Genomic DNA, 24850 nt, shown 5'->3' with positions numbered 1-24850 from the left:
ATAGTGGTGAACGGAAACCTGTAAGAGGCGCTTTCTGATCGCAACTTTTTACAAGGGGCGTTTTTATTTTTTTGCCTACTCTGCCATAGGGCTGAATGGATACGTCTATATACCGTTTCTTAAGGCCAGCTGAATCAGCCGAACCAATAGCCAAAGCTACTATTTTTGGTTAAACTTAAAAAACAAGCACTAGCTAATAACCTTTTCTGGCCAGATAGGCCTCTGCATGTTTGGCTGCTAGTTCTAATGCCTCAGCCATAGCAGGGTCTAAATACTTTTTTGCTAATTTTATATCTATTTTTAGCGTTTCTGTAGCCATATATTTTACCTCCTCTAACCGAGTATAATTTTCAGCATGACGTAGGTCATATAGCCGCTCTGCTAATTTAATATAGAGCACAAAAAGCTCCGGGTGATCCTTATCTACTGCTTTTTTATAATGATTTTTTACTTTGGGCAAAGATGATGCCATTGTTTGATGCGTACTTGTATTTAATACACTCTGTACAAGTGCGTGCACAGTTGAGTTGTAATTTTCTTTAATATAAGCAAGAGGCAAATCGGTATAACGTACTAAATCATAGAGTAGGCAGACATAAATAGGTTCAGAGGCCTGGAATATCCATTTAGTGATTATTCTAGTAATTTCGACTGCACGAATATAAAATAATGCTCCGGACGCATGTTGCTTAGCCCCAAAACGTCGCTTAAGCAATAAAAGCGTACCTCCAATAGTCTCTGCTTTAATATTTTTAAACGATCTACAAATAAAGTCACAGAATTGCATTAAAATGATCATAGAATCTGCTTCTTCTTTAAGCATTATAGGTACTTCTGGTTTCAAATCATTTGTGCATGGCTGATTAATGGTCTGTTTGCAAATGGACTCTATATCTGCAGGTACTACCAATAGCATAGTATTTTTATTAGCTTTAGGATATTCTATATATCCATAGTTGCTATCAATAAGAGACTCTATCGTATCTTTTTGAGGATCTGTATAGTTTGGTGCTATTTTGTTACATCTTATAAGTTCTATGTTGCTATATTCAACATGTCGATAACAGCTTTTTACTTTGGGAATTTCAGCAGGAGGTGTATCAGAACTACTTAATACCAGTGCTAGAGCTCGATACATTATCAAGGAAAAATCTTGATTGTGCATAGGGTCACTTTTATGAACTTGTAAGTGAGTGCTATATAGTTCGAGTTTTACAAATTCCTTGTCTAAATTATCTAGATTGGCAATACGCAAAACAGCTGTAACCAATAAACAAGTCATCTGGTTAACATTACATACAATTTTTTTTGATAGGCCATCATTAGTACAATATTGTTTTTCTATAAGTAATCTGGGTAAACACCCAATCTTTTCTATTAAAGCAGATTCTACTTTACCTATTAACTCATCTAGTGTAATTTCAGTTGGTTGTGATGATTCATAAACTTGCGGTTGACTCTTTTCGCTGAATAGCATAGTCCACTCATAAAACTTACCGATAATATGCTGCAAACTTTTTTTATAGACAAATAAATTATCTACAAATCTAATGCATTTAGTTGCATGCTCTATGATTTGTACGAGGTTGTTTTGCGCTAAGTCTTTATAGAATCTTGATAAAATAGTGGTTAGTTTATAATCTATATGTTTTTTTTTAGGCTGTTTTGCTACACCTTGTTTATGACCAACATAAAAAAACATCAGGCTTAAAAAACAAATACCTATAATAAGTTGCATGACCATTCGATAGGAAGCACCTATAATCGCAGTGCTAAAATTCAAATAAGTGACTACAACAGTGGTAATGATATAGAACCCTAACCATACTCGTTTTTTATCATTACGTTTGTATATACGCAAGTTTTTTGTTTGATGCATAAAAGCAATTTTAGCAGCTATTATAGTCGCCATTAGGGTAAAGGCAACGATAGCGAATGCTTTATTTTCCAAAATACATCCTCTCAAATCAGTGAATGTATAGCTAAGATTACGGCATATTATTAGGAGTAATGATATACAAACTGTTAGCAAGCGTATGTTAAGTAGTGCCATCAATAATAAGTAGGTTGAGCAGTATAAAATGCTAATAAAATCAATTTAATATAGTAAATATTGATTGATATCTGCTTATTCAAGCAATAGACTTCATTGCTGAGTCTATTGATACTATACATCACCTTACAATATTAACTTCTGGCATTAAAGTGATATTAAACTGATTTTTTACTTTTTGTTTGACTTGGTTAGCTAGGTTTATAATATCTTGGCCAGTAGCTCCTCCATAGTTTACTAATATAAGCGCATGTAAGGGATATACACCTGCATTTCCGTTACGTAACCCTTTACAACCTGCTGCTTCTATAAGCCAGGCTGCAGAGACTTTTATTGCTTCTTGATCTTGCATTTTGTATGCAATTAAAGAAGGATATTGTTGCTTAAGTGACTGATAATGTTTTATAGATATGAAAGGATTTTGGAAAAAGCTACCTGCATTACCCAAAATAGCAGGATCTGGCAATTTTTGTTTTCGAATCGCAATAACTGCATCACTTATTGCTTTAAATGATAGTTGTCTAACCCCCATTTTTTCTAACATTTTTTGAATTACCTCATTTTCTATAGAAAAAATTTTTTCCTTATGTAAGGCTAGCGTGATACTTGTAATCAGATACTGATTTGCCCATTTCGTTTTAAAGAAGCTTGTCCTATAACCAAAACCACAAGCTGAGGCTTTAAAAATGATACTTTTTCCAGTTGATAATTCAATGGCTTCAATACTATCCACTATATCTTTAAACTCTATACCATATGCTCCTATATTTTGTATAGGTGCACCCCCAACCGTTCCTGGAATCAAGGATAGATTTTCTATACCCCCATAACCTTGTTCAATACAGAATAACACAAGTTGGTGCCAACGTACACCTGCAGCTGCTTTGATCAAGACTTTAGAGCGATTTTCTTCGATCACTTTAATACCAAATAGTTGAACATGCAGTATATAACCAGTAAGTGGTGTCACAAATAGTGTATTGCTACCACCACCTAGAATATAAAACTGTGTTTGTTTTACATTTACTGCACTACAAAAATCACTTATATCTTTTAGGCTAGTCAACTGAATGTAACGAGCTGCACATGCTGGAATTTTGAAACTATTTAATGATTCTAAAGGGTAGTGGCTAATGACATGCATTGTGAATTTATTCTAGTAGATGTAAGACTTGCCTAGTATAGATCCAAGCTAATTAATTGAAAACATGAACAATAGACTTTTTGGAAAACCTGTTTCCAATTTTCATTTTGGTGTCAAAGCTTATCTGTACTCCTCAAGTATATTTAATATGCTACGGTGCTGGACTACATCTTTTCCAAAACTTGGTTATTAAAAATAAGGGTTACAGAAGGTCTAACGATGCAACTATTTATTTTTCACTGCACCAAAAACATCAAATTTGACCTTAAAAGCATATGAAAAATCAAATAACCACTTCTTAGCCTTCTTTTTAAAGAAATCAAAATCTACCACAAATGTCAAATGAGGAAGCGTTCTGTTAGACAACAATCTACTTACGAAAGTAAGTGTTGTACCTATAGTATGGTCAGATATAGTATGGTCAGATATATCAGTTGTACCTATAGTATGGTTAGACATATCAAGGAAGATAGCAGGAACCATACCAGCAACGTTTTCATTTTTCTTAAAATATGCACAATTATATTTATAGCAACCCTCCATCCATACTCTCTCTAAAAACCAAATCAGCGGTATACCACACTCTGGATAAAATAAGGGAAAACCATAGGCTAACTTAATTGCCTGTTTCCAACTGTACTCAATGAAGTTTTCCCTTTTAGTTTGTTTTCGACAAACATCTGGTTGAAAAATGAAATAATGATGATGGCCAATTCCTGGGAAGAAAAATTTATTAATAAACTGAATTAAATTTTTACGTTGTTCATCATAATGGTTTTTAAAATCTGTAAAAGATATACTAAGTTCTTGACTCCAGGGTGCGAAAATATCTTTTTTACTTTCTGTTGACTGATTTTTTATCTTAAAATGGTATATTTCTATATGATTTATTTTTTTATTGGATCTAGTTAGATTGATGGTAGCCGTGAAACTTGCTTGCCCGGTATAACTCCTTAAGGCAAAATAATAAGGAAGCTTAACCGCTATATCTAATCCTGGCACCCAGTATGTTTTATCTATATTTTGAGTAAACTTACGCCCTGACATAAACCATGTTTTATTTTCTATATGCTCTATATGCTCTATATGCTTATGTCTGGTAGTTTTCATATTTGCTTTTACGACTGGATAAATAGTTCTGTATTTAACCTTTAGTCCTATTTCAGTTGTTTTATAGCAAGGTTCTCTATGTATGCCGCCTATGTTAGCATTTTGGTAAAAATGGGGGGTAGCTTTTAGCGTCTCTTGTAAATTTACTAGGCTAAAAGGTTCGAGGTGTAGCCCCCGATCATTCAAATCGGGCACTATAGTAGGCCCCAAAAAGGCTAAGCTCTCTTTTAGATAAGCATACTTAGTCAAAGGATATAAATGGTTCGGCACTTTGGTGAGTATATCACTATTCTCCTCTTGCGCAACCAATGGCTCATAATACCGTATAGATCTATCCTCTACTTTCTCTAGCGGTGTCCATAAAACAGGATCAAAAGGCATAGCCACTATGGCCATACCATTTTTAGTATAATCACTGAAGACAAGCTGATTGGTCTTAGCATCTACCATACCTAAGTAAGCCCCATACTTCCTTGAGGTAACTTGAAAACAAGCTTTTGTAGGCAAATGCATCGCATAAATATTATCAATACCATTGTAAGAGCTATTGTAGAGCAAATAGTCTTTATACAGCTTAGGTTGGCTTCTATGTTCATAACTGCAAGGCAAAAGCACTTCTGTTGCATTTGTATGGATATTGATCCGTAAAATACTATTTTTTTGGTCTTTGGTTTTTACCACTATTACATGATCTGCATCAGCCCAACTAGGGGTGAAATAATAACCTTGATCCGGGTTATCTATTTTTTTAACTATACTGCCAGATTTTGTATCTAAAACAACTAAAAAATGCTTACCTGTTTCATCGGATGTTACGGCAACCATTTGATGGGTACTAGGCCCTATGGCTAGTGCAACATACCTACTGCTTGCTATAAGGGTTCGTCGTTTTCTTTGCTTAAAATCATAATATTGTAAACGAATCGTTTGTCGATTCTTTTGCCAAGAATAGTAAGAGACTTCTAACCAAGCAGCACACCCTTCACCTATAGCCCAGGCAGTAGATGGAAGCGTATCTCTAAAGTACAATATAGGTTTGTCCTTTTCCGAAGATGAAAATTTGTTTTTCGATGTAGTAGGTTCAGAAAATGGCTTGCCAACTTGAACCAGCTGAGGACGTAATCCCATACCTGTTTTCCAAGCTATCAGATTACCCGATTGGTCGATAAATGGCGCGATATAATCAACGTTATCAATTGGGTTTTTAATAGTAAGCTGGGTGGCAGGTGTAATTTTTAAACCTTCTAGCTGCTTTTGCCAACTAAGCAACAGTTCTTGGTTCATATCCTTATATAAGTCTAGTATGGACTTTTTGGTAACTTTTTTGATGGCATGGTAAAATCCGAAATAGGGTAAGCTGCGAACATTTTGTTCAAAAATAGATTTGATGGCATCTGCACCATATTTTCTTCTGATATGTGTAGTAAAGTAATAACCTATGTGGTATTCACCTGGTATATCGTGTTTCAAAGAACCAAAGATTTGCCTAGCAAAACTAATTGGGGGACGTTCTAGGAGGTTAGCTTTGTATACCTTTTCCCATCCAGGTAAGCGACCTCGACCACTTTTTGAATAAGCTGTTTCTATCCCAACTGCATCACCTTCTTTGAAAAAGCCAGGAACCCCGCATACAGCAATAAGATTTGCCCCAAAATATAGAGGTCTAAGCCAACAAGGGGTACTATGGTATTCAATACTATATTGTACTGCATGTCTAAACTCATGAATACATAATAGACTTAGCCAATCACCATTCCCAATAAAATTGGGATCAGGATGATATAAGGTATAAAAATTTATATGGCGTGGAAGATAGGCAAAAGATCCGTTAAGTTCAGTAGATTTATTGTTGATCAACAAACGAAGCGGGCTAGGATATACCCCTAATGTTTTAGATACAGGTTTGTATATCGTTTCTAGGGTATTGGCGATGCGTTGCGCTGAAGACATACAACTTTTATCAAAAGCTATACTAAAATGAGGGGTAGCTATTTTGTGTGTTTGATTGGCATCAACCAAAAAGGCAAAGCATAAAAACAATAAACAATAAACAAACCTAATAAAAGATTTTTGCGTTTTTTGTTTGAAAAAAAAACAGTAGAATAAATGATATAGAGACATATTTAAAATTAATTAGCCATATAGTGTAAAAGCGGGAATATAAACTATTTACGACCTTTTAGCAACTCCTTATGGAAAATGCTAAATGTATAGGATTTACCTAGCGCTGAATAGAAAGTGTCATATACATACCCTATTTACCGCTATGTTCAACAGATAGATGGTCACCCACTATGTGGGTAATATATTGTAACTGTCCTATACGTATATCAAGTTGTTCGGCCAGTTTTAAGATAAGGGGTATGATCCTATTTTTGCATGCATATTCTAGCCTACTTTCAGCCGTGTCCAAATGGAAGTTGAAAATGATTACAAATCCGTTTTCATTCATTTTATCAAAGTAAATATTAGTTTTTTCTGGTTTTACCAACGGTTGAGATTGAGCAATTGCTTGTAATCCTTTTATAAATCTTGGTAGCGCTGCCAAAGATATAGCATAATTAAGCGGCACTTCTAAACAAACCATTCGAGAAGTTCTTTTACCAAAGTTATCAATATAGGCATCAGCTAATTTTGCATTAGGTATGTAAACCAAAGAGCCTTCCTTAGTACGTACTAAGGTAGAGCGCAAACCTACTTCTTCTACTTTACCACGAATGCCTCCCGAAACAATTTCATCACCTACACTAAAAGGCCTATCCATCGTAATCATAAGTGATCCGAATAAGTTTTTAATAGTATCCTGGCAAGCTAAACCAAGCCCCAAGGTACTAAATGATAGTGCTTTTACTAAGGATTCTGTTTCAAATCCGAGGTTATCAATTGTTTTAATCAAGCCAACAATCCCTACAATAATTTTAGCCATTATACTAAAAAGAGGCAAAATATGAATCATAAACTTATGATGTTGCTTGGCAATTTTGATTCTATACTGTACCAGATTAATACACTCATAGGCTAAACACATCCATACAAACGAAGTGGTAGCTTCTAATACTCGATTTATAAAAGAGATCAAAGCTTCAAACTGGAATATGGCCAGACCTATTCTTAAGAAATAAACGGTAACAAGTGCAAGCAATAAGCGTTCTATAGTTAAGAATTGCTTATGGGTTTTACCTATAAACTTGTGAATGACAAATCTTAAAAAATAAGGCATCAACTTATGAGTAAGCCAAATAACCATGATCAAACATATAGATATAATGTATTGCCAAATAGCAATATTTAAAATCTCTTTTTTGCAAAATGCTTCAGGTAAAAAATAGTATAAGCAAGTGTGTAACTTATCTAATTCTTCATATTTCTTTATGAAGGCCACGGTTTCTGCACTATAACGCCATGCTTCACCATGCTTGATTAAGTAGACCTTTGGTAGTTTTCTAGATAAAATGTATCTATTTTCATTGACCATTGGATCTATGTAATTAGGATCCTTAGGAATCGTATCCACGTTAATACCATGCAGCGTCAGTAATCTTTTTAACTTAATCGCTATTTCTTTACTTTTTTCAGTATAGACTTCACCATGCATAAAGACTATACCTGCCTTTGCAGAAGCTTTATTACCAGGGTTTAAAAGTAAAAAATGGGTATATACGGTATGGTATGGAGAACTTAAATTAATTTTGGGGTCATCCAAACGTTTGGCATTTGCTTGTAATATAATAGAGGGTAGCATCCATGCACATACAAAGCCAACAAGGTATGCCACCTGCCTTATCCGTAGAAAATAGATTATAAATTGCCCTAGTTGCATACAAAATCGATAGATTATATTCATGCGTACTGTTTTATTTAATTGTATGTAGATGATTGCTGAGCTTAATTTAAGCTATATTTTAGCTGTTATACAAGCATCCTTATCTAAAAATAAGCAAGCTAAGTAAAAAGCTGACTATTACCCATAACTCAAAAGTATCTGTTCAAAGCATTGGGTAAATAAATAATCTATTGTTAGTTACTTTTTACCAGTAAAAAGTAACTAAAAAAGCAAGCACTGATGAAAGCTGATGGACTTTTTCCAAGGGCGCGTTTTTCTTAGCTAGCCTTACCATAGGGTTGAATGGTAACACTCAAAAATGATAAAGGATATTTTACTAGTTTGTAGCCATACGCTCTGTTGCGCTATGCTGCTAAAAAATTCATGCCAAAACTCCTCAATTATGTAATTGAACACCTAGGCAAGGATTTTGCATCTAAACCAACAAATTGCTTCAACTGATATTTATAGTAAGCGGTGATGGCCACCATAGCCGCATTATCTGTACAATAAGCAGGGGCTGGTATAAAAAGACGCCAACCATGTTGCGCTGCGAGCGCCTTGAGCTGCCTGCGTAAGTAGCTATTGGCGGCTACACCTCCTGCCAATGCAATAGTGGTAATACCGCTCTTTTGAACAACTTTAGTCAACTTATCCAATAACATACGCACCAGCATGGCTTGAATACTGGCACAGATATTGGCACGATTGGCCAGAATAAATGCGGAGGTTTTATTTTTAATAAAAAGGGAAAACGCAGTTTTGATACCACTAAATGAAAAATCAAAATCAGGCATATGGGTAGTTGGAAAAGCAAAGGCTTGCGGATCTCCTTCTTGTGCATAACGATCTATTAAAGCACCACCCGGGTAGCTCAGCCCCATTAAATGAGCTATTTTGTCAAAGGCCTCTCCTACCGCATCATCTTGCGTTTCTCCTAAAACTTCCATGGCCAAATAATCTTTTACCAAAATAATTTGGGTATGTCCGCCACTAACGGTCAAACAAAGAAAAGGGAAACTCGGTTTAGGTGGATCGATAAAATTAGCCAGTACATGGGCTTGCATATGGTGAACACCTATGAGCCGAATACCCAACGCAAAGGCTAACGATTTAGCAAAACAATTGCCCACTAAAAGTGGACCTAACAACCCTGGCCCTTGGGTAAACCCAATCGCATCTAATGCACTCTTTTGCATGGCTGCTTGTTCCAGCGCAGCAGTTACAACAGGCATTATATTTGTTTCATGTGCGCGCGCAGCAAGCTCTGGTACAACACCACCATATGATTGATGAACCAATTGACTCATCACCACATTGCTGACTATTTTGCCACCATGGATTACAGCAGCAGCTGTTTCGTCACAAGACGATTCAATACCAAGAATGGTTAATGGATGAGTCATCTTAAAAAATAGGAAACTTGTATGACACAGCTTGATCAAGCAAAAAGTAGCATAACCATCCCTTTACTCCTCCTGCAGTGCCTCTACCACCTTCTTGTGCTTTAAGCAATTAATCGCAAGACATAACACAAGCAAAAGGGCAGCTATGATGGCTAGGTTAGGATATAGAATAGTTTGCCAATCAATATAAATAGGAACATAACGCATGTAGTAAAGTGCTGGTTCAAGTCTAAGCAATCTATAGTGATTTTGCAAAAGACATAAGCCTATACCTAATAGATTACCATATACCATGCCAAAACAAAGTGTACGTAGACTTTTATAAAGCAAAATAGCATTTACTTGCCAATTATAAGCTCCCAAAACTTTTAATACACCTACCATATAACTACGCTCCATAAGCTGAATCATCATGGTAGCCACCATCGTAGATCCTCCTATCAACAGTACAAAAAGAATAAACATAGCTGTATTCTTTTGAATAAGATTGAGCCAATCATAAAAACTAGCATACTTGCGTTGGGTACTAACAAGCACTAAACCGTAGTCTATAAAGGGTAAAATAGTGTCTCGCCATACTTTTATTGGCTTAAGATGATCTTTCAAAAAAATCGTGTAGCCATTTATCATTTCTGAAGACCAATTATTTAACCGTTGTAAAAGGCGCATATCGCAAAAAGCTAAATTTTCATCGATATCCGTTAAATAGGTGCGATAGATACCAACAATTTTTAATTTTCGGTAGCGTGGGCTAGGATATACCGTATGTACGACTACGCTATCACCTAGCTGAATAGATAGTTTCTGGGCCAGACGATGGCTAATACATAATTCATTTGCATGGGTAGCCTTGGTTAAGTTAGGTAACCTACCTGCTATTAGATAAGTTGCCAAGGTTGTATCGGCTACCATAGGATCCATGCCCTTGCACAATACACCCTCCACACCTTCCTTTGTACGAACAAGCATAATCTTTTGGGTAAATGGGGTTATTTTTTTAATACAGCTAGGCAAATACGCCATCAGACGACTCACTTGGCTAGCTTGTATAGGAATTGGCTCATAAGGATGCTGCACACCACCATATTGGGTAATTTCAAAATCGCCACCAAAAGCAGTTATTTTTTTTCTAATTTCTTTTTGAAATCCAAGCATTACCATTACTGCAATCAATATAGCAGCCGTACCTACGGTAATGCTTAAAGTAACTATTTTATCTATGGATGCAGAAAAAGTATCACGGTTACATTGCCTAACCCGATTGGCAACCAGCGTAATCCAACCAATGGTTTGAAAGGATAACATATCCTAGCTATGTTTAATAGGCCTGCGCAAAAATGACCCGTCTGCTAGAAGGTTTGCTTGAATAAATACAGTAGCCTGGCTCTTCTTGACCATCTAATGGTATACAACGGATAGTAGCTTTTGTTTCGGCTTTAATTTTTTCTTCTGTTTCTGTAGTACCGTCCCAATGAGCCAACACAAAGCCAGCTTTAGTAGCTATAAGGGTTTTAAAAGTAGCATAATCATCTGCCAATATAGTACGCTGCTGCTGTAAGGCCAGGGCTCGGTGATAGATATGGCACTGTATGGCATCTAACCAATCGGTAATTTGTTGGCACAAATAGCCGCTAGGAATGGTTATTTTTTCTTTTGTATCTCTACGCGCCAACTCAACCGTTTTGTTGTGCAAATCATTAGGCCCTAATGCTACACGAATAGGAATGCCTTGTTGTTCATATTCTGCAAATTTATAACCTGGCTTGCGGGTATCTCTATCATCTAACTTGACTCGGATACCTTTTGCAATCAATATCTTCTGAAATTCAGAAAGTTGAGTAACGACTGCCATTCGTTCTGCTGCTGTTTTATAAATCGGCACCATTACTACTTGTATAGGGGCAATTTTAGGGGGTAATACCAGACCATCATCATCAGAATGGACCATAATCAATGCCCCCATTAAACGGGTGGTAATACCCCAGGAAGTACCCCATACATAATCACGTATACCAGCTTGATTGGTAAAAGTCACGTCAAAGGCTTTAGCAAATCGTTGGCCTAAGTAATGAGCGGTACCAGCTTGTAGGGCTTTACCATCCTGCATAAGGGTCTCAATGGTATAGGTTATTTCGGCGCCAGCAAAACGTTCACTTAGGGTTTTAACACCTTTTATTACAGGTATCGCCATATAATCTCTAACAATGCGCTCATACAAATGTAACATTTGTAAAGCTTCTGCTTCGGCTTCTTCTCGAGTAGCATGAGCCGTATGACCCTCTTGCCATAAAAACTCTGTGGTACGTAAAAAAAGTCTGGTACGCATTTCCCAACGGACTACATTACACCATTGGTTCAGTAAAATAGGCAAATCTCTATAAGATTGAATCCAATTTTTATAAGTACCCCATATAATCGCCTCTGAAGTAGGACGCACAATAAGTTCTTCCTCTAACTTAGCTGCAGGATCGACCACCACACCATGGCCATCTTCAGCCATTTTTAATCGATAATGGGTAACAACAGCACATTCTTTGGCAAAACCTTCCACATGGCCAGCTTCTTGGCTTAAGTAAGATTTTGGGATGAATAAAGGAAAATAACCATTTACATGGCCTGTTTCTTTAAAAGCGCTATCAAAAATAGCTTGTAATTTTTCCCAAATGGCATACCCATAAGGTTTGATGATCATACAGCCACGTACAGAAGCATTCTCTGCCAAACCTGCGCGTAGGACCAATGCATTATACCAAGCCGAAAAATTGGAGGCTCTTGTAGGTAAAGGAGTCATATTTAAAGGTATAATAGCAATAAAGAAGGTATATAAATAAAGAAAAACAAGCCTATAAGCCGGGTTCTGTAATGCGCGCTAGCGCACTGCTTGTCATTTATCTGGAGCGATAATCACTTATAGCCTCTAGCGGCCCACCCACATGCCTGACAAACGGACGAGCAGCCCGTCACGCTGATAGCGTAGACATGCCTATTTGGCCTTGCAACCCCTAAGGTTTACCTTGCCTCTATTGTCACCAATAGAGCGGTGAGCCCTTACCTCACCTTTTCACCCTTACTATCTTAAACTTAGAGATAGCGGTTTATTTTCTGTGGCACTTGCTGTCATATGCAGGTAAGCTACATATGCCTTCCCGTTAGGAAGTAGGGTGCTCTGCATTGCCCGGACTTTCCTCTTTGACTACTGATAACCAAAGCGACAAGCCAGCTTGTTTTTCTATCATTAACTACTAATTTACTAGGTGGAATAGCCTATTCCAACGAATACCACTGAAAAACGATTTGCTTCTATCTGAAGATAGCAAGACCATAACGGCCTTACCCAGAATATGATCTTCTGGAATAAACCCAATAAACCTAGAGTCACCCGACTGGTCACGATTGTCTCCCATGGCAAAATAATAATTTTTACAAAAAGTATAGTGGTCAACTTTTTGGCCATCTATCCAACATGCAGCTTCCGTAAACCGGATATTTTTCTTTTCTTCAAATCTTTGTATAGTAGCGCCATACAATAAAATATGCTGTGCATCCATTGGAATAACCATTCCTTTATTAGGCACCTGCAATGGCCCAAAATTATCCTTGGTCCAACCGAAAGCTGAATGAATATTGGACTTAAGGGATCCTACCTCATCTTCTACCGGATCTACTGACTGTATATAAGTAGGCAAGACAGTGGTTAACTGCTTCACTTTTTCTGGTGTGGTATAAATAGTATAACCTTCATGTCCCGGAACAGTGGATAGTACCGGGTTTTTAATATCATTTTTTTCAAAAAAAGCATTCGTCAAGATACGTTTGGTTTTCATGAAATAACAATATTGAACTCTCCCCGCCGGATCTGCTGGTGTATGATTAACATAAAGTTGCTTATGCGTTATGTGCACCCAATCACCAGGCAATCCAATGCAACGCTTTATCCAGTACTCACGTAAATCAGGAGGGTGTATACCTATTGGTGTATTAAAAACAATAATATCATTGCGCTTGATCTTACTCAATCCAGGCAAACGGTATTGGGGCAATTGAATCCAATCAAGATAAGAGGGTATTTTTGTACCTGGAATGGTTTGATGGGTAATAGGAATTTGCAAGGGAGTAGCTGGTGTACGAGCACCATAGTGGATCTTACTCACCAATACAAAATCTCCAGTTAAAAGTGTTGGCTCCATTGAGCCAGAAGGTATAACATAAAGCCCAATCACCATCCAACGGATTAAGGCAGCTGCCATAGCAGCCAAAAATACAGAACTTACCCACTCGCGAATGGCACTTACAGCTGAGAGAACTTTACCCTGTTTTTTAGCTGAAAAAGAAGTTTTCATTCGTATGCTTCATTAGAAAAAATAGTAGCCCCTCTTGCAAAACTTTATTTGCAATTAACAATTTTGTTGCCACTGGCAATAGCTTGAACAACCGATCTATTGCCCTAGTTAACTAGGGCCCAATATAAGACACTCTTTGGAATTTTGCTAGAAAAAGGCTCGTCAGCTGTATAAATTATTGTACAAGGATGCCTTGGTTGTATGCCTATACTATTTTAGACCATAGCGGGTTAGTATAGTTTAGCTAAATTCAAGCCCAAAGAAAAATGAATAGATGCAAAAAGTGGGCGGCAGTCTTTATATGATGCATCCAATGATGCATCCAATGGTTCATCAACATCAAGCAAATTATAAGGAATCATACCTTTTAATTCGATCAGCAACCCACTTGGAAATTCCAAAGAGGTACCACCTATAAATCCAAATTTTAGTTTTTTTTCGATTTTATCAAAAGAACAATCTTCAAAACCATCGGTAAAGTTTCCTTCCACTTTTTTACCATCAACTATCGATGCCGTTTTGCCACTACAGCTAATAAAATAAAAACTGTGAAGGCCCACGAAAAGACGACCAAGGAAATCATTTTTTTTAAAATCTGGTGTCATAACCGCTGTCCAGTACCACGTCAGTAGTATAGGCAGACCAATAGTATGGATAGTGGAGATTATAGTAAAAGAGGAAGAGGTTGATTTAGGGTTCCCTTCTGGTAGTTTTGTGTTATCTACTACATCCAATACTATATTAGTAGCCCAATCAAATCTATTATACAATAACTCTGCCCCTAACCCTATGTGATGGTTAAAAGCATACTCCATATACAAAGCAGCCCCAAACCAAGGATTCCACATCCTAAAATTTACTTCTGGGTTTAGACCTATTTTTTTTAGTTCGTCTTTTAGCTGTTGTAGCCCTAGTTGTTGTCGCTCTAGTCGTTGTCGTAATGCTATATATGCAAGGCCCTTTAGTTTGTCCTTTAGTTTGTCCTTTAGTTTGTCGTTGAGTTTAGCAAAAGAATTAGCCCCTCCTATTTTTATACCATAACTCAAATCTCCTGCTACAGCTTTAGATGATGGGATAAAGGCTAAAAGCAATAAGCATACTATAATTTTTTTAAAACTATGCATATTAAAATTAAATTATAATTGGATTTAATCGACTACTGGGCCTGTTCATTTAAATGTGTAAATATTATTTAGGCGCTTAAATTTTACTGCCAGATTTAATTAAAAAATTTGATATAGCCTTATTGCAATTTTGAATACATAGTGCACTTCCTGGTGATATCATTAATGGTTAAATATAAAGTTTTAAAAAGAGCTATACGATTAGGCAACAGTCCTTTATCTTTCCTCACGCTACGAAATTGGCTATTTAACGAAAGATTTTTATTTCCCAATGCAGAATTTAGAGAAAATTTCACCCAAGATCTCCTCTGTAGTAATCTCCCCTGTAATTTCACCTAGTGCTTCTAGTGCACTGTTTATATCAACCACTAGCCACTCATTCGATCGTTGTTCGACTAGTCCGTTCACTACAGCCTCTAAAGCTTGTTTGCTTTTTTGTAACCGATCATAGTGGCGTGCATTGATAACAATCGTTCCTGCGCCATCGATCGGTTCTTGTTGTACCATGGCCAAAAGCTTATTTTTAAGCACTTCCAGCCCGCTACCTTTTTTTGCATTCATCAAAAAATAATCTTTAAAACTTTCTAGCACAATAGCTGGTGCAAGGTCCATTTTATTACCTATCTTAATGGTAGACAGCCCTTCCAAACCCAATACCACCAAATCTTCTTCCGCTTGTCTAAACGTCGTATTGGATAAATCAACCAAGTAAAGTACGATGCAAGCTTTGCTTAATTGTTGCTTGGTTCGCTCAATACCTATCGCTTCTATGGCATCCGAAACGGTTTCCCGTAAGCCAGCTGTATCCACAAATCTAAAACGGATACCTCCTATGTGTAGGCTTCCTTCAATGGTATCTCGCGTAGTGCCTGCTATAGGCGAAACAATGGCTCGTTCTTCTTCTAGTAATGCATTCAATAAAGTTGATTTACCTACATTCGGTTTGCCCACAATCACTACTGCAACGCCCTGTTTAATAACATTACCTAATTGAAAACTATCTATTAGCAAGGTTAAGGTGTCAATGAGCTGACTGGCTAATGTTTGCAGCTGGTTTCTATCTAAAAAAGTAACATCTTCCTCTGCAAAATCGAGTTCTAGTTCTAGCATGGCTGCAAAATGGCGTAATTTTTGCCGTAACGTTTGTAGGGTTACAGAAAAGCCGCCACGCATTTGGCTAAGTGCAGTTTGGTGGGCCAACGTACTGTCTGCTGCAATCAAATCAGCAACTGCTTCTGCTTGAGCTAAGTCGAATCGACCATTTAAAAAAGCCCTTTTGGTAAATTCACCTGGCTCAGCTACCCGAATACCTTGTGCTACAAATAGTTGTATCAACGCCGCTACAATAAAAGGGGCCCCATGGCAAGAGATTTCAACAGCATCTTCCTTAGTAAAAGAGTGCGGTGCAATAAAAATGGAAACCAATACCTCATCGATTTTTGTATCGCCTTCTTGAATCACACCAAAATGAATGGTATGCGAGGCTTGTTGAGTCAAGTCATTGCCACGAAATAGTTGGTTCACCATCTGGATAACACCACGCCCAGATAGACGTACTACGGCAATGGCACTAACCCCTTGTGGGGTAGCTAGGGCAATAATAGGGTCTTGGTTAGAATGCATTTTAGGGTATAAATAAGGTTTCTGGATAGCCTACTTCCATCAAGGTTAATCCGTGGGCGGGCATTAAGCTAAGTATGGGACGAATAGGCGGTTTTTCTCTAATAAGATCAGCTAGTGCTGCTAGATCCATTTTACCAATGGCTACTTTAAGGATCGCGCTGACAATAACCCGCACCATACCCCGTAAAAAACGATTCGCTTTTATCTGAAAGATCACACGCTGATCTATCTGTAGCCAATTAGCCTCCTTTACATCACACACAAAACCATGAGCGTTCTTTTGAAACTCGGTATCAGCTTTTTTACTAAAAAATTCAAAATCGGTTGTTAGGCAAAACAAAGTCGCTATTTCATTCAATAAAGCAAGTGGTGGCATGCGGCACAGCCAAAGCGCATGATCTTTATAAAAAGGATTTTTTTTTGTAACAATGGTATAGTGATAGGTACGATAAGAGGCATCAAAACGAGCATGTGCCCCATCTATGACTGGACGAATAGCTGTGATGCTGATATCAGATGGCAAAATCCTATTCAGCCTATAGATCAAATCACTAGGATCTATCGCTGCTATTAGGTCAAAATGGGCAACCTGTTGCTGTGCATGTACTCCTTTATCGGTTCGACTGCTACCTGAAATAGTAATAGGCATCGATAGTAATTTACCCAGTGCCTCTTCTACCACTTGTTGGACAGCTAGTGCATTTTTTTGAATCTGCCAACCACTATAGACCTTGCCTAAATAGGCTATATATATGAAATAACGCATGAGATAGATTAGCGTAGTTACAAGGCTTAAACGTATATTAAGCTTGCTTAAAAGCTACCATAAATTTAATCATAGTTAGGGTACTTATCGAATTATAATTGAGTAAATACGCTAATTGTTACTTAACATTAAGCTATCCTGTATGTTTTAATTATAAAAATCGATATATTGAGTTGCTGAAAGCTTACTTATTTCCGACTCTTTTTGAGTATGTTTATTACTAAGCTATCTACTAGGTTAGTTACTCCAGTGTTGATTATATTTCTATTGGTAGGAATGGCTGCAGGCCATGAAAAATGGGGCAATATTGACTTTTATAATTCTGTAGCTGCTCAATTGCTAGGTGCTATTACCCTGATTTTGATTCCTGTCACAGGAGGCATAACAACTAAGTACAAATCATACACGACCCATGCAGTGCAACAGTCTATTACTGGCAATAGCAGGTATTGTAAATTACAACTGTTAGTGCCGACCTATTTATTTGGGGAATAATAAAAAATGTATAAAAATTTTTATACACTTGATTCTTAGGGCTTTAGCTAGGTTAATCAAACTGGTTAGTATACAAGCGCTATGAAAAATGTACTGCTAATAAGTAGTGCACACTGCTGTATACAACCAAGTAGATGAACTAATCGAGTGATTTTATTTGAATAGACTCCTTGCTAAACACTACTGGTAATTTGCATGTTGCGCTGGTGCTTACATCCACAGATACGTGTGATACCATCTAGTTTTGCGCTCCGTTTCTCCTACAGATTCTTCGGCATAAGTGAGATTAGCAACAAGTCCAAGACCTATTTTACGTAATTTTAATTTTTATGACCAAGAACTATATGATAAACTACAAACTAGTTAATCCAATAGCAATACTATTGATCTGGTTTTTATCCTTTAATACAGCTTGTAGTAGTCGCCAATACAATACTTGAATAAAAAAACAACACCCAATCAAAAAACGAGTAACTACGAAACAATGCTAGCTCAGATTTTATCTAAAAAGAATAAAGGTAAAAATGACGATATCAATAATCAAGACCTATCTGACAATACCTTGCTTCATCTAGCAGTAGCTAATCGACAGTTCAAAATCGTTAAAAGACTACTTAATACAAGAAGTATTCGGCCAAATACTCAAAATAAATATGGCAACACCCCGCTGCATCTGGCAATAGCTAAATCTAATGGACATTTTGGATATTTGAACGTAATTGAAAGGTTATTGAACGTAAAAAATATGCTGGTAAATATCCAAAATAATAATGGCGATGCGCCACTGCATCTGGCAGTAGCTAAATCTAATGGATATTTGAAGATAGTTGAAAAGTTATTGAAAGTAAAAAGTATTCGGATAAATATTCAAAATAATAATGGCGATACGCCGCTGCATTTAGCAGTAGCTAGTGGACATTTGAACGTAGTAAAAAAGTTATTGAACGTAAAAGATATCCAGGTAAATATAAAAAATAAACAAGGTAATACCCCTATTCATCTAGCGGTGGATGGAAAGCATCAGGACATTCTTGAAACCTTCCTGAAACATAAAAAAACTGGGTTAGATATAGATATAAATCAGCCAGGTAAAAATAATAATACCCCACTTCATTTGGCACTATTAAATCAAAATGTGCATATATTTAACATGTTGCTCAAGGAAAAAGATATTCGGGTAAATCTAAAAAACAGTGCTGGAAAGGCAGTACTGCATCTAGCAGTAGATATGAATGATGCGTCGTACATAGTTGAAAGCTTACTGAAGAAAGAAGACATTAATGTGAATATAGAAGATTTGGATGGCAACACGCCTCTGCACCTAGCAGCGCGTTTGTATGGCAATACACCTCTGCATCTACCAGGGTGTTTAGGTGCTACACCAATAGTTGAAGCACTCCTTAAAGAGTGCCGTACTAACTTAAATGCCCAAAACAAAAATGGCCATACTGCGCTTTATTTAATAAATCATGAAGTGCACTTGATTTAGCTAAAATAAATCACCATCAGCCATGTGTTGATGATTTAAAAAAACACTACATGAAACTTTGAAACCATTGCAACAGCCTTAACCAATGCAGCATAAGAGGATGAGATGCGGTAATTTTTGCTTATTTTGTTTAAATTTGATACAGGATAAAACATATCCTGCAACAGGCATAGTCTATGCCAATTGTAGTGCATCTGCGTAGCTTTACATCTTTTAACATCATAAAAATTTATGCACTTAGTTCCTGAAAGCTTACTTATTGCCGGCTCTTTTTTACTCTTTTTGAGTATTGTGATTACCAAATTATCTACCAGGCTAGGTATTCCAGCGTTGATTATATTTTTATTGGTAGGCATGGCGGCAGGCCATGAAAAATTGGGCAATATTGACTTTCATAATCCTATAGCTGCTCAATTGCTGGGTGCTATTACCCTGAGCTTGATTCTTTTTACAGGAGGCATAGAAACTGAGTACAAGCATATACGCCCCATTCTTTGGAATGGTATATTACTGGCAACGGTAGGTATTTTAATTACAACTTTTAGTGTTGGTCTATTTATTTGGGGGATTACAACCCTTTGGGGGGGCAGTATGCAATTCTCCTTATTAGAAGGGTTACTGATGGGATCGATTGTAGCTTCTACCGATGCAGCTGCGGTCTTTGCGATTATTCGGTCTAAGAAGATGCACCTCAAGGCCAATCTCAGTCCGATGTTAGAATTAGAATCTGGCAGTAATGATACAATGGCTTATTTTTTAATGTTTTTGTTCAAAAATCTGCTCATCACCCAACAAGCCATTAGTCCCATAGCAGCGCTTTGTACTTTTATGCAAGAAATGGTGGTAGGCGGATTAGCCGGTCTATTAGTGGGTAAGCTAATGCTGGTATTGCTGGATAACCTTCGCTTAGCCAACCGTTCTCTTTACCCAGGTTTGATGTTGGCTGTCGTTATTTTTACCTATTCAGCCACCCATTTTTTGCATGGTAATGCTTTTTTAGCCGTTTACCTTGTTGGATTAATCTTGGGCAATAAAGATTTTCCACATAAAAAAAGTATCATCCAATTTTGTGAAGGCATTTCTTGGTTGATGCAAATCATTATGTTTATTATGCTTGGGCTATTGGTTTATCCTGGTAAACTTATACCTATAGCTGGTATCGGCCTATTACTTTCTATTTTTTTAATGTTCATAGCGCGTCCGTTGAGTGTTTTTATCTCATTGTGTTTTTCTAAAACATTACAATTCAACCATAAAGTTTTTATCTCTTGGGTAGGGCTTAGAGGAGCTGTACCCATTGTTTTTGCTACTTACCCATTACTAGATAATATTCACCAAGCAGATGTGATCTATCATATTGTTTTTTTTGTTGTGCTCACTTCCATATTATTTCAAGGCACAACCCTTTCGCCATTGGCCAAGTGGCTCCAATTAGAAGCACCACCAGTGGAAAAACACAAACCTAGCATCCAGTTATCCAAAGAAGTAGATAGTGAATTAATAGAGGTGATTGTACCAGAAGATTCTCCGGCTATCGGTAAAAAAATAGTACAGTTGAGTTTTCCAGAAAATGTGTTGATTGTGCTTATAAAAAGAAATGGTGTATATGTTATTCCTAGAGGCGATACCGTTATTATTGGATTGGACTTGCTGATGATTATGGCAGAAAAAAAGCAAACCATTCCTATTGTAAAGGAACAACTTGGTATAGTAGATTAGTGCGTTTTTAATTATAATTGTAGTTAGCTTATAACAAGCTGTAGCCTTTACAAACGCTTAAATAAACAACAAATATGCATCAGGAATATGATCTTATTATAATTGGAAGTGGTCCCGGTGGATATGTTGCTGCTATTAGGGCTGCTCAGTTAGGGATGCATGTTGCGGTCATAGAGCAAGAAGCCCTTGGTGGTGTTTGTCTGAACTGGGGTTGTATTCCTACTAAAGCATTACTCAAAAGTGCCCAGGTATTTGATTACTTTAACCATGCTGCAGCTTATGGTATTGAAGTAATGGAAGCTAGGCCAAATTTTAAAGCCATCATGCAGCGCAGTCGGGATGTAGCAGCTACCATGAGTAAGGGCATTCACCATCTTTTTAAAAAGCATAAAATTACGCTTTTAGAAGGACGCGGTAAATTATTACCCCATAATACGACCTCAGTAACCACACCAGAAGGTACTACCCACCTCTACCATGCTCAACATATTATTTTGGCAACGGGCGCACGGAGTCGTCAGTTACCCCATCTACCTATTGATGGCTCCCATATTATGGGCTACAGAGCAGCGCTCGCACGCACTACGCAACCCAAGTCTATAGTCATTGCAGGAGGAGGCGCTATTGGATGCGAATTCGCTTATTTTTACCATACAATAGGCTCCAAAGTCACTTTAGTGGAATATGCTCCTTATTTATTGCCACTTGAAGACGAAGAGGTATCTAAACAAATTCTAAAATCTTTTAAGAAAAAAGGCATACAGGTCTATACGGCTGCAGAAGTTACCAAAGTAGATGTTGGGGAGCCTACCTCTATAGCCCATGTTGCTACCCAATCAGGTGATCTAAAGATTGAAACTGAATTAGTGCTTTCTGCGGTTGGCGTGCAACCTAATATAGAAGATATTGGTTTAGAGGCAAACGGCATACTGATGGAAGGTGGTAAGATTGCGGTAGATGGCTATTATAGAACCAGTTGTAAGGGTGTCTATGCTATTGGAGATCTAGTCAAAGGGCCTGCTTTAGCCCATGTAGCATCAGCAGAAGCTATTATTTGTGTAGAGAAAATAGCAGGACTTACGCCAGAGCCACTAGATTACAACAATCTACCATCTTGTACCTATACGCAACCTGAAGTAGCTTCCGTAGGTTATACAGAAAAAGCTGCAAAAGAAGCCGGTTATAAGATTAAGGTAGGTGTTTTCCCATTTTCTGCCTCTGGTAAAGCCCATGCGGCCGGTTTGCTAGAAGGGTTTGTAAAAGTGATTTTTGATGCCGAATATGGCGAATGGCTAGGTGCACATATGGTAGGCGCCCATGTAACAGAAATGATTGCAGAGGTAGTTGTTGCACGTAAACTAGAAACTACCGCATATGAAATTCAGAATAGCACTCATCCACATCCGACCATGTCGGAGGCCATTATGGAGGCTGTTGCTGCTGCCTATGGGGAAGTGATTCATCTTTAATATTGTGCGCTTTATAAATCATTAGAATCATTATGTAGGCTACTATTAAAAAAAAGTTATTGAACTATTTAAATATCCTGTATATTTGGTAAGATGGTTTTTGGCTTTAGGATAAATATAAAATATTAAATTACGTAGATAGAAAAACAGCAATCTACTTTTTTGCATTGCATACTAGTTACTGAATTAGGCTATAAAACAAATTTGCGTCCAGCATGGAAAAAACAGAATCATTACACACTAATCTAGAAGATGGTATTTTAACCATTACCTTTAAAACCGATTCAAAATCTTTCACTTTAACAGATAAAAAAATGATCGCGTTGCGTAATGTCATTCAAGAAGTCTATGACAATGACCACATAGAAGGCGTAATCATTACTGGAGAAGGCGAAGAGATCTTTTCTTTAGGTTCAGAGGTTTCTGAATTGCTCAAGCTCAGTGAATTGAATGCAAGAAAGTTTGCAGAAAATGGTCAAGAGGTATTGGCTTTTATAGAAAACTGTCCTAAGCCTATTTTAGCTGCTATTAATGGGTACGCTTTAGGATCTGGCTTTGAGCTAGCATTGGCTTGCCATTTTCGATTTGCGTCTGAAAATGCTATTTTTGCTTTTCCAGAAGTTACTTATGGTGTTATTCCTGGATTTGGCGGTACACAACGGTTAACCCAATTGTTGGGCAAAACTAAAGCATTAGAATACCTAATGACTGGTAAACGCATAGGTGCAGAAGATGCAGAACGGATGGGATTGGTGAGTGAAGTGGTCAGTTACAAGGAAGAGATGCTCAAGAAAGCTAAAAAATGGCTTACGGCTATTGTAAATAATTCAGACTTGGCCTTGGGTATGTTGGTAACTTGTGTCAATGCAGCTGAAAATCCAGATGAAAATGGTTTTCAAACAGAAGCAAATGGTTTTGCTAACTGCTTTAAAGCAGGAGATCTTAAAGAAAAACTAATGCAACTGATTGATAAACAAGCACTGCTAGATATGAAATAGCTTAATTAAGCTATAGATTAGCTTAGATACTTTAGATGCTTTTCATCGGAAACCACAAATATATAGTGTAGTTTATCTGGTTCTTCCGAATAAATCCTAAAATAATTTGTGTAACATAAAAAAATAGCTAAATTTGCTTCAGGTTATTTTCTCGGTATTTTATAGGTTCATTTCTATATCTATGCTTCTATGGAAAACAGATGAATAGGTTTTTGAGCTAGAAACTATGCTTAGTATAGATTTATATTTGTACTGCACACATTTTTAAAATACAAATTTAAATTAAACTAAACAATGAAAAACAACTTAAAAAGTAATTTTTTAATAAACTTTTGCTTCCTTGCTACACTTGCATTGGCTGGATGCACCCATTATAGAAAAGCTGAATTAGGTCTTCTAGAAACAGGAAACCAAAGTCATGCAGCATTGTCAAAACCCGAGCTACTGATTCCCAAAAAAGATGCTCAACTAGTCAAAGAACGCTCTAATACTGAAGTAGTTGTTGATACGGCTGGTGCTATTGGTGGAGCGACTACCAGCGTTGCTGGAGGTACTTTTGGCAGTCTATTGGGTGGATTTGGTGGTGGTTGGTATGCTGCTTGTACAGACTCTCCTATTGGTCAGGGCATCGGCTATGGCGCTGCTAAGGGTTGGGATTTTGGTTACACCGTTTCGGCTCCTATTGGCAGGCATACTGTTCGTATGGCTACCTTTACTTTAATAAAGGCTGGATCGTATGGTTATCAAACACTTAAGTGGGCTACTTCTCATGCCTACTCCGGTATTAATTCCATATATAATCATGTGATGACACCCCCAGAGGATTTGACTGATGTCAGTGATTTCACTATTTCTGAACCGAAAGAAGCCCCCGATTACTTAGTAATTGAGCCTAATGCAGCAAAGACAACGCACTCAAGCAGTGAAGTTGGTGCTAAGTGGCCTTTTGTTGGCACTATGGCTCGACTTGTAGCATTAGCATAACTTAGCTTAATAGTCTATCTATTTAGCCCCTACCCATAGGGGCAGATTATACCTAAACAAAGTATTCGTTCACGCAATAGCGTCAATTTAAGGGGTATATTTAATTGATTATTAAATAGAATAGTATCCGTTCGCGACTGTGGTTTTTCTTCGATTATATTTAGCAACTCTTTGGTTTGCGTTCACGAAATTAGTAGAAAATGAATTTTTGTTGTTACTTTTTTCTTGATAAAAAAGTAACCAAAAAATCAAGCGCTGATGAAAAAAGTGGCTGAAAGCTTCGTTTACAGCTGGAAAAACAGGAGCC

17 protein-coding genes and 1 other RNA gene are annotated in these 24850 nt (G+C 37.2%); 6 read left to right on the top strand and 12 right to left on the bottom strand.

Annotated features, from left to right (window positions below; all coding sequences use genetic code 11):
- Window positions 1-193: 193 nt before the first annotated feature.
- From MUW73_RS03400 to truA, 12 genes are all read right to left on the bottom strand, one after another.
- Window positions 194-1966 carry an HD domain-containing protein gene (locus tag MUW73_RS03400; protein ID WP_243575256.1) on the bottom strand — a complete coding sequence of 591 codons (1773 nt, stop codon included), beginning with the start codon at window positions 1964-1966 and terminating at the stop codon, window positions 194-196.
- 208 nt (window positions 1967-2174) lie between these two features.
- Window positions 2175-3197 carry a UDP-N-acetylmuramate dehydrogenase gene (gene murB / locus MUW73_RS03395; protein WP_243018146.1) on the bottom strand — a complete coding sequence of 341 codons (1023 nt, stop codon included), beginning with the start codon at window positions 3195-3197 and terminating at the stop codon, window positions 2175-2177.
- Window positions 3198-3422: 225 nt separating this feature from the next.
- A complete protein-coding gene (locus tag MUW73_RS03390) occupies window positions 3423-6326 on the bottom strand; it encodes a hypothetical protein (protein ID WP_243018147.1) in 2904 nt (967 codons plus the stop codon).
- A gap of 235 nt (window positions 6327-6561) precedes the next feature.
- Window positions 6562-8082 (bottom strand): mechanosensitive ion channel family protein, encoded by a 1521-nt coding sequence (locus tag MUW73_RS04655; RefSeq protein ID WP_243018148.1) that lies wholly within the window; start codon window positions 8080-8082, stop codon window positions 6562-6564.
- A 449-nt stretch (window positions 8083-8531) separates the two neighbouring features.
- The gene (gene tsaD, locus MUW73_RS03380) at window positions 8532-9536 is read right to left on the bottom strand and encodes a tRNA (adenosine(37)-N6)-threonylcarbamoyltransferase complex transferase subunit TsaD (RefSeq protein WP_243018149.1); all 1005 of its coding nucleotides are present in this window, start codon (window positions 9534-9536) and stop codon (window positions 8532-8534) included.
- A 63-nt stretch (window positions 9537-9599) separates the two neighbouring features.
- Complete coding sequence (locus MUW73_RS03375) at window positions 9600-10841, bottom strand: ABC transporter permease (protein WP_243018150.1); 1242 nt, start codon at window positions 10839-10841, stop codon at window positions 9600-9602.
- A gap of 13 nt (window positions 10842-10854) precedes the next feature.
- Entirely contained in the window at window positions 10855-12327 is a 1473-nt protein-coding gene (proS, locus tag MUW73_RS03370; protein WP_243018151.1) for a proline--tRNA ligase, read from the bottom strand.
- A gap of 39 nt (window positions 12328-12366) precedes the next feature.
- Window positions 12367-12764: RNase P RNA component class A (rnpB, locus tag MUW73_RS03365), an RNA gene on the bottom strand.
- Between the two features lie 14 nt (window positions 12765-12778).
- Window positions 12779-13876: a signal peptidase I gene (gene lepB / locus MUW73_RS03360; RefSeq protein WP_243018152.1), complete on the bottom strand. Its 1098-nt coding sequence runs from the start codon at window positions 13874-13876 to the stop codon at window positions 12779-12781.
- Window positions 13877-14106: 230 nt separating this feature from the next.
- Window positions 14107-15000 (bottom strand): PorT family protein, encoded by an 894-nt coding sequence (locus MUW73_RS03355; RefSeq protein WP_243018153.1) that lies wholly within the window; start codon window positions 14998-15000, stop codon window positions 14107-14109.
- Between the two features lie 261 nt (window positions 15001-15261).
- Window positions 15262-16623 (bottom strand): tRNA uridine-5-carboxymethylaminomethyl(34) synthesis GTPase MnmE, encoded by a 1362-nt coding sequence (mnmE, locus tag MUW73_RS03350; RefSeq protein ID WP_243018154.1) that lies wholly within the window; start codon window positions 16621-16623, stop codon window positions 15262-15264.
- Window position 16624: 1 nt separating this feature from the next.
- Window positions 16625-17389 carry a tRNA pseudouridine(38-40) synthase TruA gene (gene truA / locus MUW73_RS03345; protein ID WP_243018155.1) on the bottom strand — a complete coding sequence of 255 codons (765 nt, stop codon included), beginning with the start codon at window positions 17387-17389 and terminating at the stop codon, window positions 16625-16627.
- 210 nt (window positions 17390-17599) lie between these two features.
- Here truA and MUW73_RS03340 point away from each other — a divergent pair, with 210 nt between their 5' ends.
- The 6 genes from MUW73_RS03340 (at window position 17600) to MUW73_RS03315 (ending at window position 24543) form a co-directional block, all read left to right on the top strand.
- Window positions 17600-17884 (top strand): hypothetical protein, encoded by a 285-nt coding sequence (locus tag MUW73_RS03340; RefSeq protein WP_243018156.1) that lies wholly within the window; start codon window positions 17600-17602, stop codon window positions 17882-17884.
- Between the two features lie 436 nt (window positions 17885-18320).
- The gene (locus MUW73_RS03335; protein ID WP_243018157.1) at window positions 18321-19373 is read left to right on the top strand and encodes an ankyrin repeat domain-containing protein; all 1053 of its coding nucleotides are present in this window, start codon (window positions 18321-18323) and stop codon (window positions 19371-19373) included.
- Between the two features lie 231 nt (window positions 19374-19604).
- On the top strand, window positions 19605-21092 hold the full coding sequence (locus MUW73_RS03330) for a potassium/proton antiporter (protein WP_243018158.1): 1488 nt from the start codon (window positions 19605-19607) through the stop codon (window positions 21090-21092).
- A gap of 74 nt (window positions 21093-21166) precedes the next feature.
- Window positions 21167-22561, top strand: coding sequence for a dihydrolipoyl dehydrogenase (lpdA, locus tag MUW73_RS03325; protein ID WP_243018159.1), 1395 nt, complete (start codon window positions 21167-21169; stop codon window positions 22559-22561).
- 215 nt (window positions 22562-22776) lie between these two features.
- Complete coding sequence (locus MUW73_RS03320) at window positions 22777-23559, top strand: enoyl-CoA hydratase/isomerase family protein (protein WP_243018160.1); 783 nt, start codon at window positions 22777-22779, stop codon at window positions 23557-23559.
- Between the two features lie 294 nt (window positions 23560-23853).
- Entirely contained in the window at window positions 23854-24543 is a 690-nt protein-coding gene (locus MUW73_RS03315; RefSeq protein ID WP_243575255.1) for a hypothetical protein, read from the top strand.
- The last annotated feature ends 307 nt before the right edge of the window (window positions 24544-24850 follow it).

Source organism: Candidatus Cardinium sp. cByotN1 (assembly GCF_022810525.1).
Classification (GTDB): Bacteria; Bacteroidota; Bacteroidia; order Cytophagales; family Amoebophilaceae; genus Cardinium.
This window is presented reverse-complemented; position numbering and strand designations above follow the sequence as displayed.